Annotated in this window: 10 protein-coding genes; 4 read left to right on the top strand and 6 right to left on the bottom strand. The window is 49.0% G+C overall.

The annotated features are described in order from the left end of the window. Positions 1 to 12: 12 nt before the first annotated feature. Both KJS65_RS17605 and KJS65_RS17600 read right to left on the bottom strand, forming a co-directional pair. Positions 13 to 897: a carbohydrate ABC transporter permease gene (locus tag KJS65_RS17605; RefSeq protein ID WP_136607841.1), complete on the bottom strand. Its 885-nt coding sequence runs from the start codon at positions 895 to 897 to the stop codon at positions 13 to 15. After that, positions 894 to 1,751, bottom strand: coding sequence for a carbohydrate ABC transporter permease (locus tag KJS65_RS17600; protein ID WP_211147081.1), 858 nt, complete (start codon positions 1,749 to 1,751; stop codon positions 894 to 896). The genes KJS65_RS17605 and KJS65_RS17600 overlap by 4 nt, the downstream gene beginning before the upstream one ends. A 440-nt stretch (positions 1,752 to 2,191) precedes the next feature. Between KJS65_RS17600 and KJS65_RS17595 the strand changes: the two genes are divergently transcribed. Both KJS65_RS17595 and KJS65_RS17590 read left to right on the top strand, forming a co-directional pair. Then, positions 2,192 to 3,601, top strand: a complete 1,410-nt coding sequence (locus KJS65_RS17595; RefSeq protein ID WP_136607843.1) for an MATE family efflux transporter — start codon at positions 2,192 to 2,194, stop codon at positions 3,599 to 3,601. Positions 3,602 to 3,784: 183 nt separating this feature from the next. Then, positions 3,785 to 4,498, top strand: coding sequence for a DsbA family oxidoreductase (locus tag KJS65_RS17590; protein ID WP_213651177.1), 714 nt, complete (start codon positions 3,785 to 3,787; stop codon positions 4,496 to 4,498). Positions 4,499 to 4,611: 113 nt separating this feature from the next. Here the strand turns inward: KJS65_RS17590 and KJS65_RS17585 are convergent, their stop codons facing one another. Together KJS65_RS17585 and KJS65_RS17580 are read right to left on the bottom strand one after the other, a co-directional pair. Further along, positions 4,612 to 5,340, bottom strand: a complete 729-nt coding sequence (locus KJS65_RS17585; RefSeq protein ID WP_213651176.1) for a polysaccharide deacetylase family protein — start codon at positions 5,338 to 5,340, stop codon at positions 4,612 to 4,614. Positions 5,341 to 5,447: 107 nt separating this feature from the next. Continuing rightward, positions 5,448 to 6,503: a serine hydrolase domain-containing protein gene (locus KJS65_RS17580; RefSeq protein ID WP_136607846.1), complete on the bottom strand. Its 1,056-nt coding sequence runs from the start codon at positions 6,501 to 6,503 to the stop codon at positions 5,448 to 5,450. A gap of 235 nt (positions 6,504 to 6,738) precedes the next feature. Between KJS65_RS17580 and KJS65_RS17575 the strand changes: the two genes are divergently transcribed. After that, entirely contained in the window at positions 6,739 to 9,129 is a 2,391-nt protein-coding gene (locus KJS65_RS17575) for an Ig-like domain-containing protein (RefSeq protein ID WP_244864611.1), read from the top strand. Positions 9,130 to 9,497: 368 nt separating this feature from the next. Here the strand turns inward: KJS65_RS17575 and KJS65_RS17570 are convergent, their stop codons facing one another. After that, a complete protein-coding gene (locus KJS65_RS17570; RefSeq protein WP_213651175.1) occupies positions 9,498 to 11,264 on the bottom strand; it encodes a hypothetical protein in 1,767 nt (588 codons plus the stop codon). A gap of 38 nt (positions 11,265 to 11,302) precedes the next feature. Beyond that, positions 11,303 to 12,238, bottom strand: coding sequence for a hypothetical protein (locus KJS65_RS17565; RefSeq protein WP_213651174.1), 936 nt, complete (start codon positions 12,236 to 12,238; stop codon positions 11,303 to 11,305). Between the two features lie 456 nt (positions 12,239 to 12,694). Between KJS65_RS17565 and KJS65_RS17560 the strand changes: the two genes are divergently transcribed. Beyond that, positions 12,695 to 14,473 (top strand): vWA domain-containing protein, encoded by a 1,779-nt coding sequence (locus tag KJS65_RS17560; protein ID WP_213651173.1) that lies wholly within the window; start codon positions 12,695 to 12,697, stop codon positions 14,471 to 14,473. Positions 14,474 to 14,508 lie beyond the last annotated feature (35 nt).

The raw sequence follows: 14,508 nt of genomic DNA, 5'->3' as shown, positions 1-14,508 counted from the left end.
GCGGCGGGGCCTTTACTTGATGCCTGTAAGTACAATTCCTTCCACAAACCGCTTTTGGGCTATCGCAAACAGGGTGACGATCGGCAGCATGGCCAGCACGGAGGCGACCATGAGCAAATGCCAAGGCGGAATGCGGAACCGCGACGAAGTAAAGGAAGACATGCCGACCGGAAGCGTGAACTTATCCGATGAGCTTAAGTAGAGCACAGGTGTTAAAAGGTCGTTCCAGCTGTAGATGAAGGCAAAGATGGCAACCGTCGCAAGCGCCGGTCCTGAAAGCGGAAGGGCGATCTGCCGCCACATCCGGAATTCACTGCAGCCGTCGATGCGTCCGGCGTCAAACAGCTCATCCGGCAGCGTGGAAAAGAACTGGCGGAGCAAAAAGATATTGTACGCTGAGCCGAAAAATGCAGGCACGATCAGCGGCAGGAACGTATCGATCCAGTTCAGCTTGGAAAAGAGAATGAACTGCGGAATCATGATCGCCGGATACGGAAGCATCATGGTACTGAGCATCAGCATAAACCACAGATTGCTGCCTTTGCCCCGGTATCTTGCGAAACCGTAGGCCGCCAGGGCTGACGAGAGCAGGGTGCCGACAACCGTCAAAATACCGATAATTAAACTGTTGGCGTACATCTGACCGAAATTTAGCGTTTCAAAAATATCCTTATAGTTGCTCCACTGCCATGTCTCCGGCAAAAAGGTCGGAGGGAACTTGAGCAGTTCCTTTTTTGATTTCAATGAAGTTGAGACCATGAAGAACAGAGGCAGCAGCATGAGAAAGGTGGTAACCACCAGAGCGATGAAGCTGGCGATGCTTACGGCATCGATTTTGCGCCGGGGCTTGGTCAGGGAAGACGAAGCGTTCGGACCGGCAGCCGGAATCGTACTCATTTGCGTCCGCCTCCTTCATAGTGGACATAACGGTTCGAGAATTTCATGATGAGCCCCGTGAAGAGCATAACCACGATCAGCAGTACCCATGCCAGTGCGGAAGAGTAACCTGCGCGGTATTCCTTGAATGCGCTCGTATACAGGTTGTAAACGTAGAACCAGGTCGAGTAGTTCGGACCGCCTTGGGTCATAACATACGCTTGGGTAAATACCTGGAACGAGTCGATGACACCCATAATCAGCTGGAACAGCAGCACGGGTGAAATCATAGGAAGCGTCACATTCAGGAAGATCCGGAAACGTCCTGCGCCATCGAGCTTGGCAGCTTCAACAAGGCTTGAAGGAACACCCTGCAGTCCGGCAAGGAATAGAATCATACCTGAGCCCGCTGTCCAGAAGGACATAATCATAAGGGCGTAGAGCGCATAGTCCGGACTCATCAGCCAAGATGGACCACTGATGCCGAACCAGGATAGTACGTAGTTGAACAGTCCGATGGATGGATTGAATATCCAGTACCACAGCAGTGACATGGCAACGCCGGATACCATGCTCGGAAAATACATGGCGGTTCGGAAAAAGCCGCGGAACGGTATTTTCTGATTGAGCAGGAGCGCAAACCCGAGTGCCAGCAGCAGCTGGATCGGCACACTGATAAACGTGTACCGCAGTGTCACTACGACGGATTTCCAGAACAAATCGTTATGAAACATTTCCTGGTAATTCGCGAGTCCGACATATTTGGGCGGGTGAATAATGTCATAATCCGTGAAGCTGTAATAGAGCGATGACAGAATAGGATATAGGGCAAATACCAGGAAGCCGATTAGCCATGGAGCGATGAAAAGATACATATATAGTGTCTGCCGCCGGCTTTCGCGATGGGTCACGGAAACACCAACCTTTCTATTAGTTTAAAAATTATAACGCTTTAACTTTTAGAGTATGTATTCCCCTTGTATAAAGGTTTCATAGGATGTTAGTTGTTATAAAGTTAAAGTGCTTTAATTTTCATATCCGGCCTGATGACAATATCATAGAGGATGATTTCTCAATTATCAACTCTTTTTTTATAAAGATGTAAGCGCTGCCTCGATGAGCTGATTTGAGTCGTGCATAGGATCCGTGCCAAACGCTTCTGCAGAACGGTTAAAGGCGCAAGGACAAGCTGTAATATTTTTCATGAATTTCTATGGAGGAATTTTCGCGAAAAGACTGTAATTTCAAGCAAAGTGTGCTAACATACCTTTGTTTTAAAGTTAATTTTTAATGGAAGTAAGGTGATTTCTGACTCATGACCGCACTTGTTAATGATTCGTCCGAACGGTCAGAAGCGGGACGTCTCAGCCTGGTGAGTTTGACTTGGCCGATCTTTCTTGAACTGTTCCTTTTTATGCTGATGGGCAGCGTGGATACGTTCATGATCAGCTCGGTGTCAGATGACGCTGTGTCCGGGGTAGGCGCAGCCAACCAGATTATATCGATAGCGATTCTATTGCTTGAAGTCATTGGAAGCGGGGCTGCTATCGTTGTTGCCCAGTATCTGGGCTCGAAGAAAAGGCTGGAGGCCGCCAAAGTGACAGGCAACGCATTGACGCTGAATTTGGCTGTCGGCTTGATCCTGAGTATCATTTTTCTCGGACTAGGCGGATATATGCTGCGGCTGCTGAACGTGCATGGGGAAATTTTTGACTATGCACAGTCGTATATGCGGATTGTCGGAGGCGGCATTTTCCTGCAGGCTCTCATCAATGCACTGGCTGCAACTATACGTACTCACGGGTTCACCAAGGAAACTATGGTGGTATCCCTTTTTATGAATATACTGCATGTGGTCGGCAATTATTTGCTGATTTTCGGTCACCTGGGCTTTCCCGCCATGGGTGTGGAGGGCGCAGCCATTTCAACGGTGTTCAGCCGCCTGGTATGCCTGCTCGTTTTCTTCTGGCTGATGTACCGTGTTATGGAAGTGAGAGTGGAATGGAAATATTACATTCATCTGTCCAAAGAGTATGTCCGCAAAATACTCAGCATTGGCATTCCCTCGGCTTTTGAAAATATCGTCTATCAGATCTGCCAGCTGACCTTTACGCTGTATGTGACCTATCTCGGCTCAGAGGCGATGGCCACCCGGCAGTATGCCAGTAATATCTCGATGTATATTTACTTGTTCAGCATGGCGATCGGTATGAGCACCGCAATCATGGTCGGCCATTATGTCGGCTCGCGCCGCAACCAGGACGCTTACACCCGGGTATTTCAAAGTGTAAAATGGGCTCTGGCCGCTACCGTCGTCATCGATATCATCATTATTGCATTCCGTGTGCCTTTGATGAGCCTCTTCACCGATAATATGACGATTATCCGTATGGGTGCGCAGGTGATTCTGCTGAGCATTATCTTGGAAACGGGCCGAACGGTGAACATCGTCATCATCAACTCCCTCCGTGCTTCGGGCGATGCCCGGTTCCCGGTATATATGGGGCTGATTTCGATGGTTTGCATGTCGCTGCCGCTTGGATATTTTCTCATCTTCCATCTTCATCTGGGTCTGGTCGGAGTCTGGCTCGCCATAGCCGCTGATGAATGGACGCGTGCCGTAATCATGTATTTCCGCTGGAAAAGCCGGGCCTGGGAACGGCATGCGCTCGTTGAGCCTATGGAGCCGGAGCCGGTTCCTGCAGCAGCTCCGACCGTGGGCTAGTCGTTCCAGACCGAGCGGTATTTCCATTCAAGTTGCACAAAAGTAGTACTCATTATATAATGTATATAAAGAAGTTACAGTTAGTTGGCGGGTAATCCTGCCTTTCTTTTTAATCTATACTGTGTATAAAAAAGTATCAGTTAGCATAACATAACATTCCATACCTTTAGGAGGATTTTAAAAATGAAAATTGAAGTTTGGTCCGACTTTGCTTGTCCATTCTGCTACATCGGCAAGCGTCGCTTTGAAGCGGCACTGGAACGTTTTGAGCATAAAAATGAAGTTGAAGTGGTTTTCCGCAGCTTCGAGCTGGCTCCGGATGCGCCTCGCGATAATGAAGAAAGCATGCACAGCATTCTGGCTTCCAAGTACGGGATGACGATCGAAAAAGCCAAAGCGATGAATGCCAATATGACCGAGCAGGCCAAGGCAGTGGGGCTGACCTACCACTTTGATACCATGAAGCCCACGAATACATTTGATGCCCACCGCTTAACGCATTGGGCAGGTGAATCCGGCAAGCGTTATGACATGACCGAGCGTTTGTTCAAGGCCTATTTTACCGACTCGGAGCATTTGGGAAACCGCGATACATTGGCGCGTCTTGCCGGAGAGATTGGTCTTGATGCCAAGGCTGCCGCTGATATGCTCGCAAGTGATGCTTATACAGCGGATGTACGTGAGGATGAGAGCCAATCGTCCAAGCTCGGCATTTCGGGTGTGCCATTTTTCGTTGTGAACCAGAAATATGGTATTTCCGGCGCTCAGCCGGAGGATGTGTTTGTGGATGCGCTCGAGAACATCTGGAAGGAAGATCATCCGCTGACCATGGTCGGCGGCTCGGATGACTTGGCTTGCCAGGACGGTTCCTGCGCTTTGCCAACGGATAAGGCGTAAATATATCATTTGGACGAAAAAAAGAGACTGTCCCCGAAAGGTTCTATATTGAACCTGACGGAGTTCAGTCTCTTTTTTTATTCAACGGAATATGCAATTTACCCGGAACCAGCTTACTTATTCAATGGCTGGATCGGATCGTTAAAAAAAGGCTTGGCTTCTACTAATGGAATATGCACCTGCGTATATCCTGGTGCAGCGTCATCCTTCAAGAAGTAAAAGACAATATCCGCATCTGTAAAGAAAACACCCATGTCATTCCCGAATGCTTTCGCGTCTTTGCCGGCATAGGAGGAGAACAGCTTGCTGAAAGCCGCCAGGGATTCCTTGTCATGCTTCAAAAGATTTTCAGAGACGACTCTGGAATTCGTTCTGGCATCATAGTTCAGTGTATCCAGCACAGGAAAGGATTCGCCTGTTACGCCGTTTGGCATGCCTTGGGTCAAGGTGCCATGGAAGACAAACGAATAGAAGTCTCCGCTGCTGCTGGCTACCTCATAACTCAGGTTCAGTTTGTCGCTTGTCGTCATGTCCTCGCTATATTTACGGATGATATTTTCCAGATCCTGATTGATATTTTCCTCGGCGAGTACGCCTGTCAGACCTTTAATCTGCGGGTAATCAGCGGTGAAGTGGGCTCTGTGTACCGTTAGATTTGTCACTTCAAAGTCTGCCTTGGAGGTTTTCCGGGAAGTGCCTGATTCTCCATCCGGGCCGGAGTGCTGAAGAACTTGTCCGGCAGGAGCGGTGAGGGGCGGAGGCTGCTGCATTTTGGCACACACAGCGCCTGCACCACCCAGCAATAAAATGCTGAATATTCCAAAAGCGATCCATTTTTGCATGATGGCCCTCCTTATATCCAGAGATTCAATTCCCTTTCAATAACCATACATGCAATATAGAGATGGAAAAACCGCATTTCGGTAACAGAAAAATGAAAGTTTACTCATTAATCGATCGTTTTGGTCATGGATCTGAGCAGCTCAAGCCCAATTTCATCGACATGTCTTTTCTGGGCACGGAGCCTGGAAAAGGGCCTGAGCGCAAAGCTGCCGTTGTTGGAGAGAACAATGACCGCCATATTCTTCTCCCTGTGAAAACCGATAAAGCTGCTTGAGCCGTAGGTGCCGCCGTTATGCCAGTGCATCCGGTCGTGATAGACACCGGTCCGGATCATCCATCCCATTCCAACTTCGTCATACCGGCGGATACGATGCCTCGGCAGTTGGGTCGCTTTCATGGCCGACGTCACGGATGCAGCCCCCATGCCCGCGTTCGCCTTGGCGAACTGCAGCAGGTCCCTGGCAGTGGTGCGCAGGCCCCCGGCCCCTGCCAGAACGCCAAAATCCCAGTAAGGCATCTCTTTACCATTCGCAGTATACACGGGAAGCTGTCTTTGCTGCTGAGATGGGCTCAATCCGAACACCGTATCCTCCATAAAGAGTGGTCCGCATACCATTTCCCGCACCAGCTCCTCCAGATTATGGCCGGTGCAGCGTGTCAGGATATAGCCGAGCAGGCCTGCACCAAGATTGGAGTATTCGAAGTTTCCAGGTGCAGCTGGCCGGCATTTAAGCAGATCCTTGAGCAGATGCTCCTCTGTGTAATGCTGGTAGGGATTAAGCTTGTCCGTCATGACGGATTTCAGTCCGGCAGGAAGACGGGGTAGCCCGGATGTATGCTCTCCGAGCTGTTCGAGGGTTATCGAGCTGATTTTACGATTGGAAGCACATTCAGGTATGTATTTGCCGATGGTGTCAGTCAGCTTCAGATTGCCCTGCTGTTCGAGAATGTAAAGCAGTGTTGTCATGAAAACCTTAGTAATCGAGGCCGCTTCATAAATGGCTGATGAATAATCGAAGCCCTGCGGCTGACCATGGCCCCAGTAATACTGGTTCCCATTTTCCAGAATGCCGATCGTGAGAGTTAACGGGAATTTGCTGCCAAAATGCTCCCGTATCAGTGCGTCGGCTCTGCCCGTTATCGGGTGGTCTGTTGTGATCATGGGTAGGCACCTCCATATATATAATAGACGTGCAATCGGAAGGATAGTTGTTCTAAGGTGGAACTTACCAACCACTGTATTACCCTGTAAACGGATGTTTGACGCAATCGACAAAATAACTCAATTTCGTGAAAAAAACCCGAAAAACATGCAAAAAAGCTAATAATCATCGCCCGTTTGACCGATATGTGAGGTATGATGTGTTTATCAAAATAGGAATTGGAGGGAATTTACATTGCATAAGAAGCTTCAAAAGATGCTTGTCATGTCGCTGGTTATGGTGCTGTGCATGGCATATTCCGGAGTCACTTGGGCGGCTACAACGGCCGATTTGTCCAAGCTGGTTCTCTCAAAATCCCGGGTTACACTGGAGATTGGCGATACGGCATCTGTGACGGCGACGGGCGTTTATAAAGATAACTCAACTGAAAATGTGACGATAAAAGCAAGCTGGAGCAGCAAAAACGAAGCTGTGGCCACCGTATATAACGGTACCATTACCGCAGTAGGGGAAGGCAGCTCGACCATTTCGGTCGTTTATGGCAGTGAAACCGAATCGGTTCAAGTCAACGTAACGAAGAAGGTCAAGGCACTTACAGTAGCGGACCCTCAGAAGAAGCTTGAACTGAAGCTGAGCGACAACCCGACCATTCATCTGACTGCAACCTATACGGATAACTCTACAGATACGGATGCTTCGAACAAGGCTGAATGGACTGTGGACGACAGCAGCGTGGTCTCGGTTGTGAATGGCGAGGTAAAACCGATTGGTTCCGGTACGGCAACCATCACGGCTACCTATGGCAAGCAAACGGTATCCATTCCGGTGAGCGTGGAACTGGTGAAACGCCTGGATCCAAGCGAGACGAAAGTGTCTATGCTGGTCAGTGAAAAGAAAACCGTACAAATTACCCTGAAGGCAACCTATCCTGACGGGGAGGTAAAGGATGATGTAGCCGCACAAGCCGAATGGTCTACGAGCAATGCGGAAGTAGCGGATGTGATTAAAGGTGAAATTACGGCTTATGGACCGGGATCGGCAACGATTACGGCCAAATACGGCACTCAAACAGCAACTGTACAGGTGGATGTTGATAAGACCATCCGTTTGCAGGCAAGCGAACAAAATATTTTCCTGCATACCAATGAAACGCTTAAAAATCCGATCAAGCTGGAAGCTGTTTATCCCGATAAAGATCCGGTAGATATTACAAAAGACGCAGTGTGGACGTCCAACAACGAGAAAGTGGCCTTCGTTAAGCAGGGCGCAGTTACTGCAAACGCTCCTGGCGCTGCAGTCATTACAGCCAAATACGGGGATAAGAGCGTAACGATCAACGTGGATGTTGACGTTCCGCGCCATCTCGATATGTTAGAGGAAGTAGCACTCAGTCTTACAGGCACGAAAACCCAGCAGCTTGAATTGACTGCTACCTATGCGAACGGCCAAACCGAGAAAGTACAGAATAAAGCGGAATGGAAATCCAGCAAGGATGATATTGTCTATGTTTCGAATGGACTGTTGACCGCCTACAAAAAAGGCCAAGCGGACATTACTGCCACTTACGGTGGTGTAACCGTGACAACACATGTAGCGGTGGACATCCCGCTGAAGGTCGAGCTTTCTTCGAAAAAGGTTTCTTTGAAAGTGAACGGAACATACGCAGCAAGCCTTGTGCTCGATTACGGAGCGGACAAGCCTTCGGAGCAGCTGACAGATAAAGTCGACTGGAGCTCCAATAAGGAAGAAATCGCGAAAGTGGACGACAAGGGCATCGTCACAGGTGTTAGCTCAGGAACCGCCACGATTACAGCCAAGTATGAGAGCAAGACGTATACGATGACGGTTGAAGTGGGCTTGGTCAGTGAGCTGACTTCCCCGCAAAGTCTGATCATTATGTCCACCGGGGATAAAAAGACCATTGATTTATCGGCTGTGAACGATCCCGAGTCGGCGGAAGGCCTTAACAAAAGAGCAACCTGGAAGTCCAGCAGCCCTGCAGTGGCGAGTGTGGACGGCGAGGGTGTAGTTACGGGTATGAAGAGCGGTAAGGCAACCATTACGGCGGAATACGGCGGCAAGAAGGTCACGGTTACTGTCGAGGTTGATGTGATTTCAAAGATTGATGCAGATGTAGATTTCGTTGCGCTAAAAACGGCTGGCAAAGCCAAAGAAAAAACAGCGAATGTTACCGTAACCGTAACCTTCAGTGACGGTTCTACCAAGGACGTCAGCGACAAAGCGGAATGGAGCACTTCGAATTACAAGATCGCTTCCGTACTAAAAGGTAAAATTACGGCTATCTCCAGCGGGAAAACGTCGATCAGTGCCAAGTATGGTAACAAAACCGTACGGATTCCGGTGGAAGTGGATATTCTGAAATATCTGCAAACGAATGAAGTCAGCTTAAATATGAGCGTTGGTCAAACGGTCAACCTGGTAGCAACCGCCACGTATAATGACGGAAGCGAATCAGATGTCTCCACACCTGCGCTGTGGAAATCCTCGCGCATCCTGTCCGCAACCGTGAAAGACGGTGTGGTCAAAGCGACAGGCAAAGGTAAAGCAACGATTACAGTCAGCTTCGGTGGCAAATCCACGCGCGTGATCGTAACGGTGAAATAAAGGTTCTTTAACAGTATGCTATCAATAGAAAAAACGGGCAGCCCGAGAATGATATTCTTGAGCTGCCCGTTTGTTTTTATGTCAGACAAGTGGCAAATGGAGCGGAGGGGGCGGAATCGTACTGAAGAAGCGTAGCGGTCGCCTTTGTCTCCGGATTTTCACCATTATAAAAGGAGAAAATCAAGAAATTTGGAGACAACAGCGATCGGAAGAACGATCCGTCACCGCAGCCGTCCCCTTTGTCCCCGAATTCCCACCGCTATTTTCAAGTTCAAGAAATTCGGGAACAACAGCGATGGGAGGAATGATTCGTTCGCGAAGCGTCTCTTTAATCGAACAAGAGTAATCAAACCACGGCTCACGACCCCTTACTCCATATTCTCCACATCAACCACAGGCACGCTGATCAGCTCGCCCAGCTGGTCACCGCCTGGGTATACATCCTCAAACTGGCTGAACAGGCCGGTCACGGTCACATTCATGCCATCATAGAAGCTATAGTTCCCGTGCAGCTTCACGTATGAGTCACCCATTTGCGCAAGCGCGTCGCCTTCGCCACCGTAAACGATATAGCAGGTAAAACGGATCTTTTCGTTAGAATGACTGAGCAAATCATTAACATTGATATCCGTGTAATCCTTTTGATAGCCCATGAATTGATAGCTGTCTCCCTGACGCATGTAGATAGCATTCTGGGAAGTGCCGCCATCGCCCTCTACACCATTCGGATGGGCAACGAGCAGCGATCTGTCTGCTTGCACTTCATAACTATCTGCATCAAAAAGGAAAAGCTGGGTCATGCCGCCATCATGTACCTCATAAGCTGCATAGAGCGCATTTCGGGAATTGGAATCACCTTCGACGAGAATCACCGGCGCAGCCTTCGTGCTGAGCGACTTCTCTACAGAAATCTGCCGGATATTTATGTTAGAAGGAAAATCATGCGTGCTCAGGATTTGCACGGATTCATCATCATTCATTTTTGCGAAGTAAACCGTGTTGCTGTCATCTGAACCAATTGCATAGGCGCTGCCGCCGAACCGGTTGCCTCCGCCGCTGACATGGCTGTAATTCTTCGTCTGGTCGGTTTGCTGCAGGAGGCGCAGCGGATCATGCACGGTCCAGGCCAGCTTGGCTTTTTTGATTTCATTTGTCGTGTCCTGATAGGACGACAACGCCTCATAGATGGCGATGGCTCCTTCAAAATCGTTGTTTTTCACTTTCCGCTGCGCAGCCGTGATCCATTTCCGGATCTGCCGGTCAATCTCGCTCAGCAAGCTTGATTTGATCCCTGCACTCTTGGCATATGCTTCATAGGCTTTGGCATGGAGAGCATAGTTCGCAGGCTGATTTCCTTCGACATCCTTTTTCAGAATGATCCGTGCAAGCTCTTCCGCTTTGGTTTTGACCCATGGTGCCGTCAGCTTTCGTCCTTGATACTGGCTCATCATCGACTGCGATACATCCAGAAGCTCAGGGAATTTGCCCTCTCCGGCCAGCTTGGACATCAGCTTTTCATCAAAGTCCTTGAACTTGGCGGTAAGCTGCTTGGTTTTCTCGTTTGCTCCGCCGTAAAATACATCGGGGATGGCCTGCAGATTCCACTTAGGAGTCGCTTCATCCGTTTGCCCCTGGCTCAACCGGTCATCCAGCTGGCTATAAAACAAAGCCTTGAACTGCTGGAAGTATCGCGTAATATCATCCGATATGCCAAAGCCTGCAGAAATCTTCGGATAGTAAGCCGCGAACCGATCCCCTGTATTCATGTATTTGCTCTGCGCGCTTTGGAGCTCGTTGTACACTTGAAGGAAGCCGGTAAAATCCTGTCCGGAGCCTGTGCGCTCCGCACGCTGGTCAAGCTGGGAGAGCGTCTGTTTCATCAGGGTAATCGGCTGAAGCTCAAGCAGACGCTTCGCGATCAGATCCTCTTTATAATGAATGGAGTTATTATTGGATGCTTTTTGATACCATTCTTCAGCGGCGATAAGGTCCTTTTGATCATAATATCGACCGGCCTCATCGACCCAAGCCATTTTGCGGTTGATATCGATTCCCTTCAGTCCGATCAGGACCAGCATGGCGATACAGAACAAAATGAGAAGATTACGCAGGGTTAGCGTATGTTTTATCGTCATATATTTATGGCCTCTTTAATAGAATTTGGACACATGGCTTATTCCCATTTTTGAAACTCGGGATCCCAGCGGTATTTTTCGTTATAAATGGCTGAGACTTCATCGCGCAGGCCGTTCCAGGATTGGTTTGGATTGCGCCGCACCAGCTGGTATAACCGGAGAAATCTTTCCTGGGGAAGCTGGCGGGCATATCGGAGAATGAAATCCGGGTACGAGTCCACATATTTTTTCATTCGCACGGCAGCGCCCGCCACCGTCGTCATGATTCCGGCGCCATTCTTCATGCGCAGTATTTCCCGTTCATGCAAAAGTACGTAGCGGATGGCTCTGTTTTTAACAAGCTCGCGTTTGATTTTGGCAAGCTCGCCGATATATTCCGCAAGGGCAGGTTCGAAGCCGTCCAGCATCAGCGGATCAAGCTCCAGCTCCATATCTTTGCGCAGCACGAACGTCTGAAGCAGCATGATTTGCTGCAGACGGATTCGGTCATTATGCACAATCGTGGCGATTTCCCGCAAAATTTCGTAACCGAGCTGTTCGTCGTCTTTGATGGCCGCAGAAGCGGTCGTGAGGTTCAAATATATTCCTTCGATAATGCGCCGCTCGCTGCTGCGAAGCAGCTTATCAAGCTGCCTTTTTGTTTCGGTCTCAAGCATTTTACGCTGAAACCACCAGAGCAGTGCTGTCAACGCGATTCCGCCTAAGAGACAGAGTATGATCTGCAGGAAGGTTTGGCTGAACAGAACGGCTGCAAGCGTGATGAGGAGGGCGATGAGCCGCTCGCTTTGCATGGAACGTTTGGCGTTGATCCTGGCCTGCTCCATGACGGGAATCAGCATATGTTTGCCGCAGCTCGCGCATTTATCTTCCCAAAGCACGGTAAATGAACGGCAATGTTTGCAAACTCTTAACTTTTCATAGGTATATCTTGTCTTATAATAGGGGCGCAGGCGCACCGGCTTTTTCTTATTCATGATGGTTGATCACCCCGCGGGTTGGAAATAGTCAGGAGTGTTTCATCGAGATCCTCAGGCGTGGGTGCTTTCTTCTGTCTACTAAAGTAAACGGCAATTTTAATTACAATAAAAAGAAACAAAATACCGAGGCATCCGTAAGCAATCATATTCCTCAAATTCCTTTCTGGGGGGTAAAAATGGTTGTTAAACATGATTTAGGCCTTATTTCCTATAAGGAGCACGGAGGCTGCGATCATTGAACTTTGCCGGCTTTAATTATATCATAATATAAAAGTATTGGGAGTTTTTAGTCGGCTGCATGTAACCTCTGCTCATCAAATGGAAAATGTTAAAAATGCTTCTTAGATGTAATTTTATCGTTTCTTAAGAAATTCTTAAGACTTTTTTCCTAGAGTATAATGAAAGCTTATGAAAAATCAGTTCAATTTAATAGAGAAGGAGTATCGAAATTCTATGCTTCATAAAAATAAAATAGCACTATGTCTTCTGCTGGTTGTCCTGTTGATCCTGCCGCTAAGCGGCAAAGGGGTCTCCGCTGCGGCTGCGCAGCAGTCCTCTCATATCGACGCCGTGCTGGTTATGGATGCAAGTAACTCCATGAAAGCCAGTGACCCGAACCAGATCAGCGGCGAAGCGATGAAAATGTTCATCGACATGCTCTCGACGCAGGGAGACAAGGTAGGAATCGTCTCCTATACCGATAAAATCCAGCGGGAGAAAGCGCTGCTGGAAATTCAGTCCGAAGCGGACAAAACCGATCTCAAGCAGTTCATTGACCAGCTTGACCGCGGGGCATACACGGATATTTCCGTAGGTGTCAAGGAAGCGGTTAAGGTGTTGAAGCAGGGGGCGGAAAAGGGCCACGAGCCGATGATCGTCGTCCTGGCGGATGGCAATAATGCACTCGATCCGAAATCGGGCAGAACAGAGTCGCAGTCCGATCAGGAGCTCAGTCAATCTGTGCAGGAGGCGAAAGCCGAAGGGATTCCGATTTATACCATCGGCCTGAATGCGGACGGCAAGCTGAACAAGAATGCGCTGGCGAAGCTCTCGGATCAGACCGGGGGCAAATCCTTCTCGACCAGTTCAGCGGATGATCTGCCGCAAATTTTGAGTGAGATCTTCGCGAGTCACCAGAAGCTCAAGATTGTGCCTGTGACCGCAATTACTGCCAATGGCAGCTATCAGGAAGTAACGATAAACGTACCCAATGCGAACGTGCTGGAAGCGAATATTTCCATGATTTCCTCCAGTCCCGTTGATGTGAAGCTGACCGATCCGTCGGGGAAGGAACAGCAGATTCCATCAGCGAATGTGCTCCGTTCCAAATCGAAGACCTATTCCCTGCTCAAGCTTTTGAAGCCCGAGCAGGGCGATTGGAAGCTGCAGGTCAAGGGTGTTCCAAAGGATAAAATCGACATTAATCTGATCTTTAACTATGATCTTGAGCTGGACATGGATCCGCTGCCCTCCACTACGGTGAAGAAAGGCGATTCCATCGACATCAATGCCTATCTTGTCAGCAATGGTCAAAAGCTGCAGAATAACGGGCTTTACAATAACATGAGCGCGAAGCTGATCGTCAAGGATCTCGATTCCGGGGATACGAAAGAAGTGAAGCTCACGAATAAAGGAGATCATTTTGTAGGCTCCTACACCGTGGAAGAGAAACATCAGTACGAGCTGAGAGCCCGTGCCGAGGATAAAAGCTTTTACCGCGAAACCAAGCCGGTGACGATCAATGCGAAAGCTGCTGGTGCAGGAAGCGCGCAGACACCTGCACCAAGCAAGGAAGATAAGAAACCATTTCCTGTATGGCCCGTAGTGATTGGAGTAATTGCTTTCGCGGTATTGGCAGCTGCAGCCTACTTTATTCTTGGGGCGGTCCGAAAGGCGAATAAAGGCTTTGTCGGCCAAATGGTGGTGGAAATCCGCGACGAAAACACCGGGGAGAAAACATATCCGCAGTACAAAAAGTTGACTGCCTTCAAAGGCAAGTTTAATCTGCATCAGCTGCTCCAGCTGGCACCGGAATTGAAAGAAACAGATAAGGTCATCTTTACGCCAGGAAAAAATGATCGTTTGATGATAAAGAACGGCTCAGCCTGCATGGTTGAGAAATCGGGCCGAGCGGTGGATGCTTCCCGCGGAGCCGAGCTGAAAAGCGGTGACCGTCTCAGCGTGTCGCTGCCGCAGGTGGATAAGACAATATTAATCGAATACTTGGTTTAAGCGCTGCACTAAATATTCGGATATAAGAACCTAGG

The sequence above is a fragment of the Paenibacillus sp. J23TS9 genome (assembly GCF_018403225.1).
Taxonomy (GTDB): Bacteria; Bacillota; Bacilli; order Paenibacillales; family Paenibacillaceae; genus Paenibacillus_AQ.
This window is presented reverse-complemented; position numbering and strand designations above follow the sequence as displayed.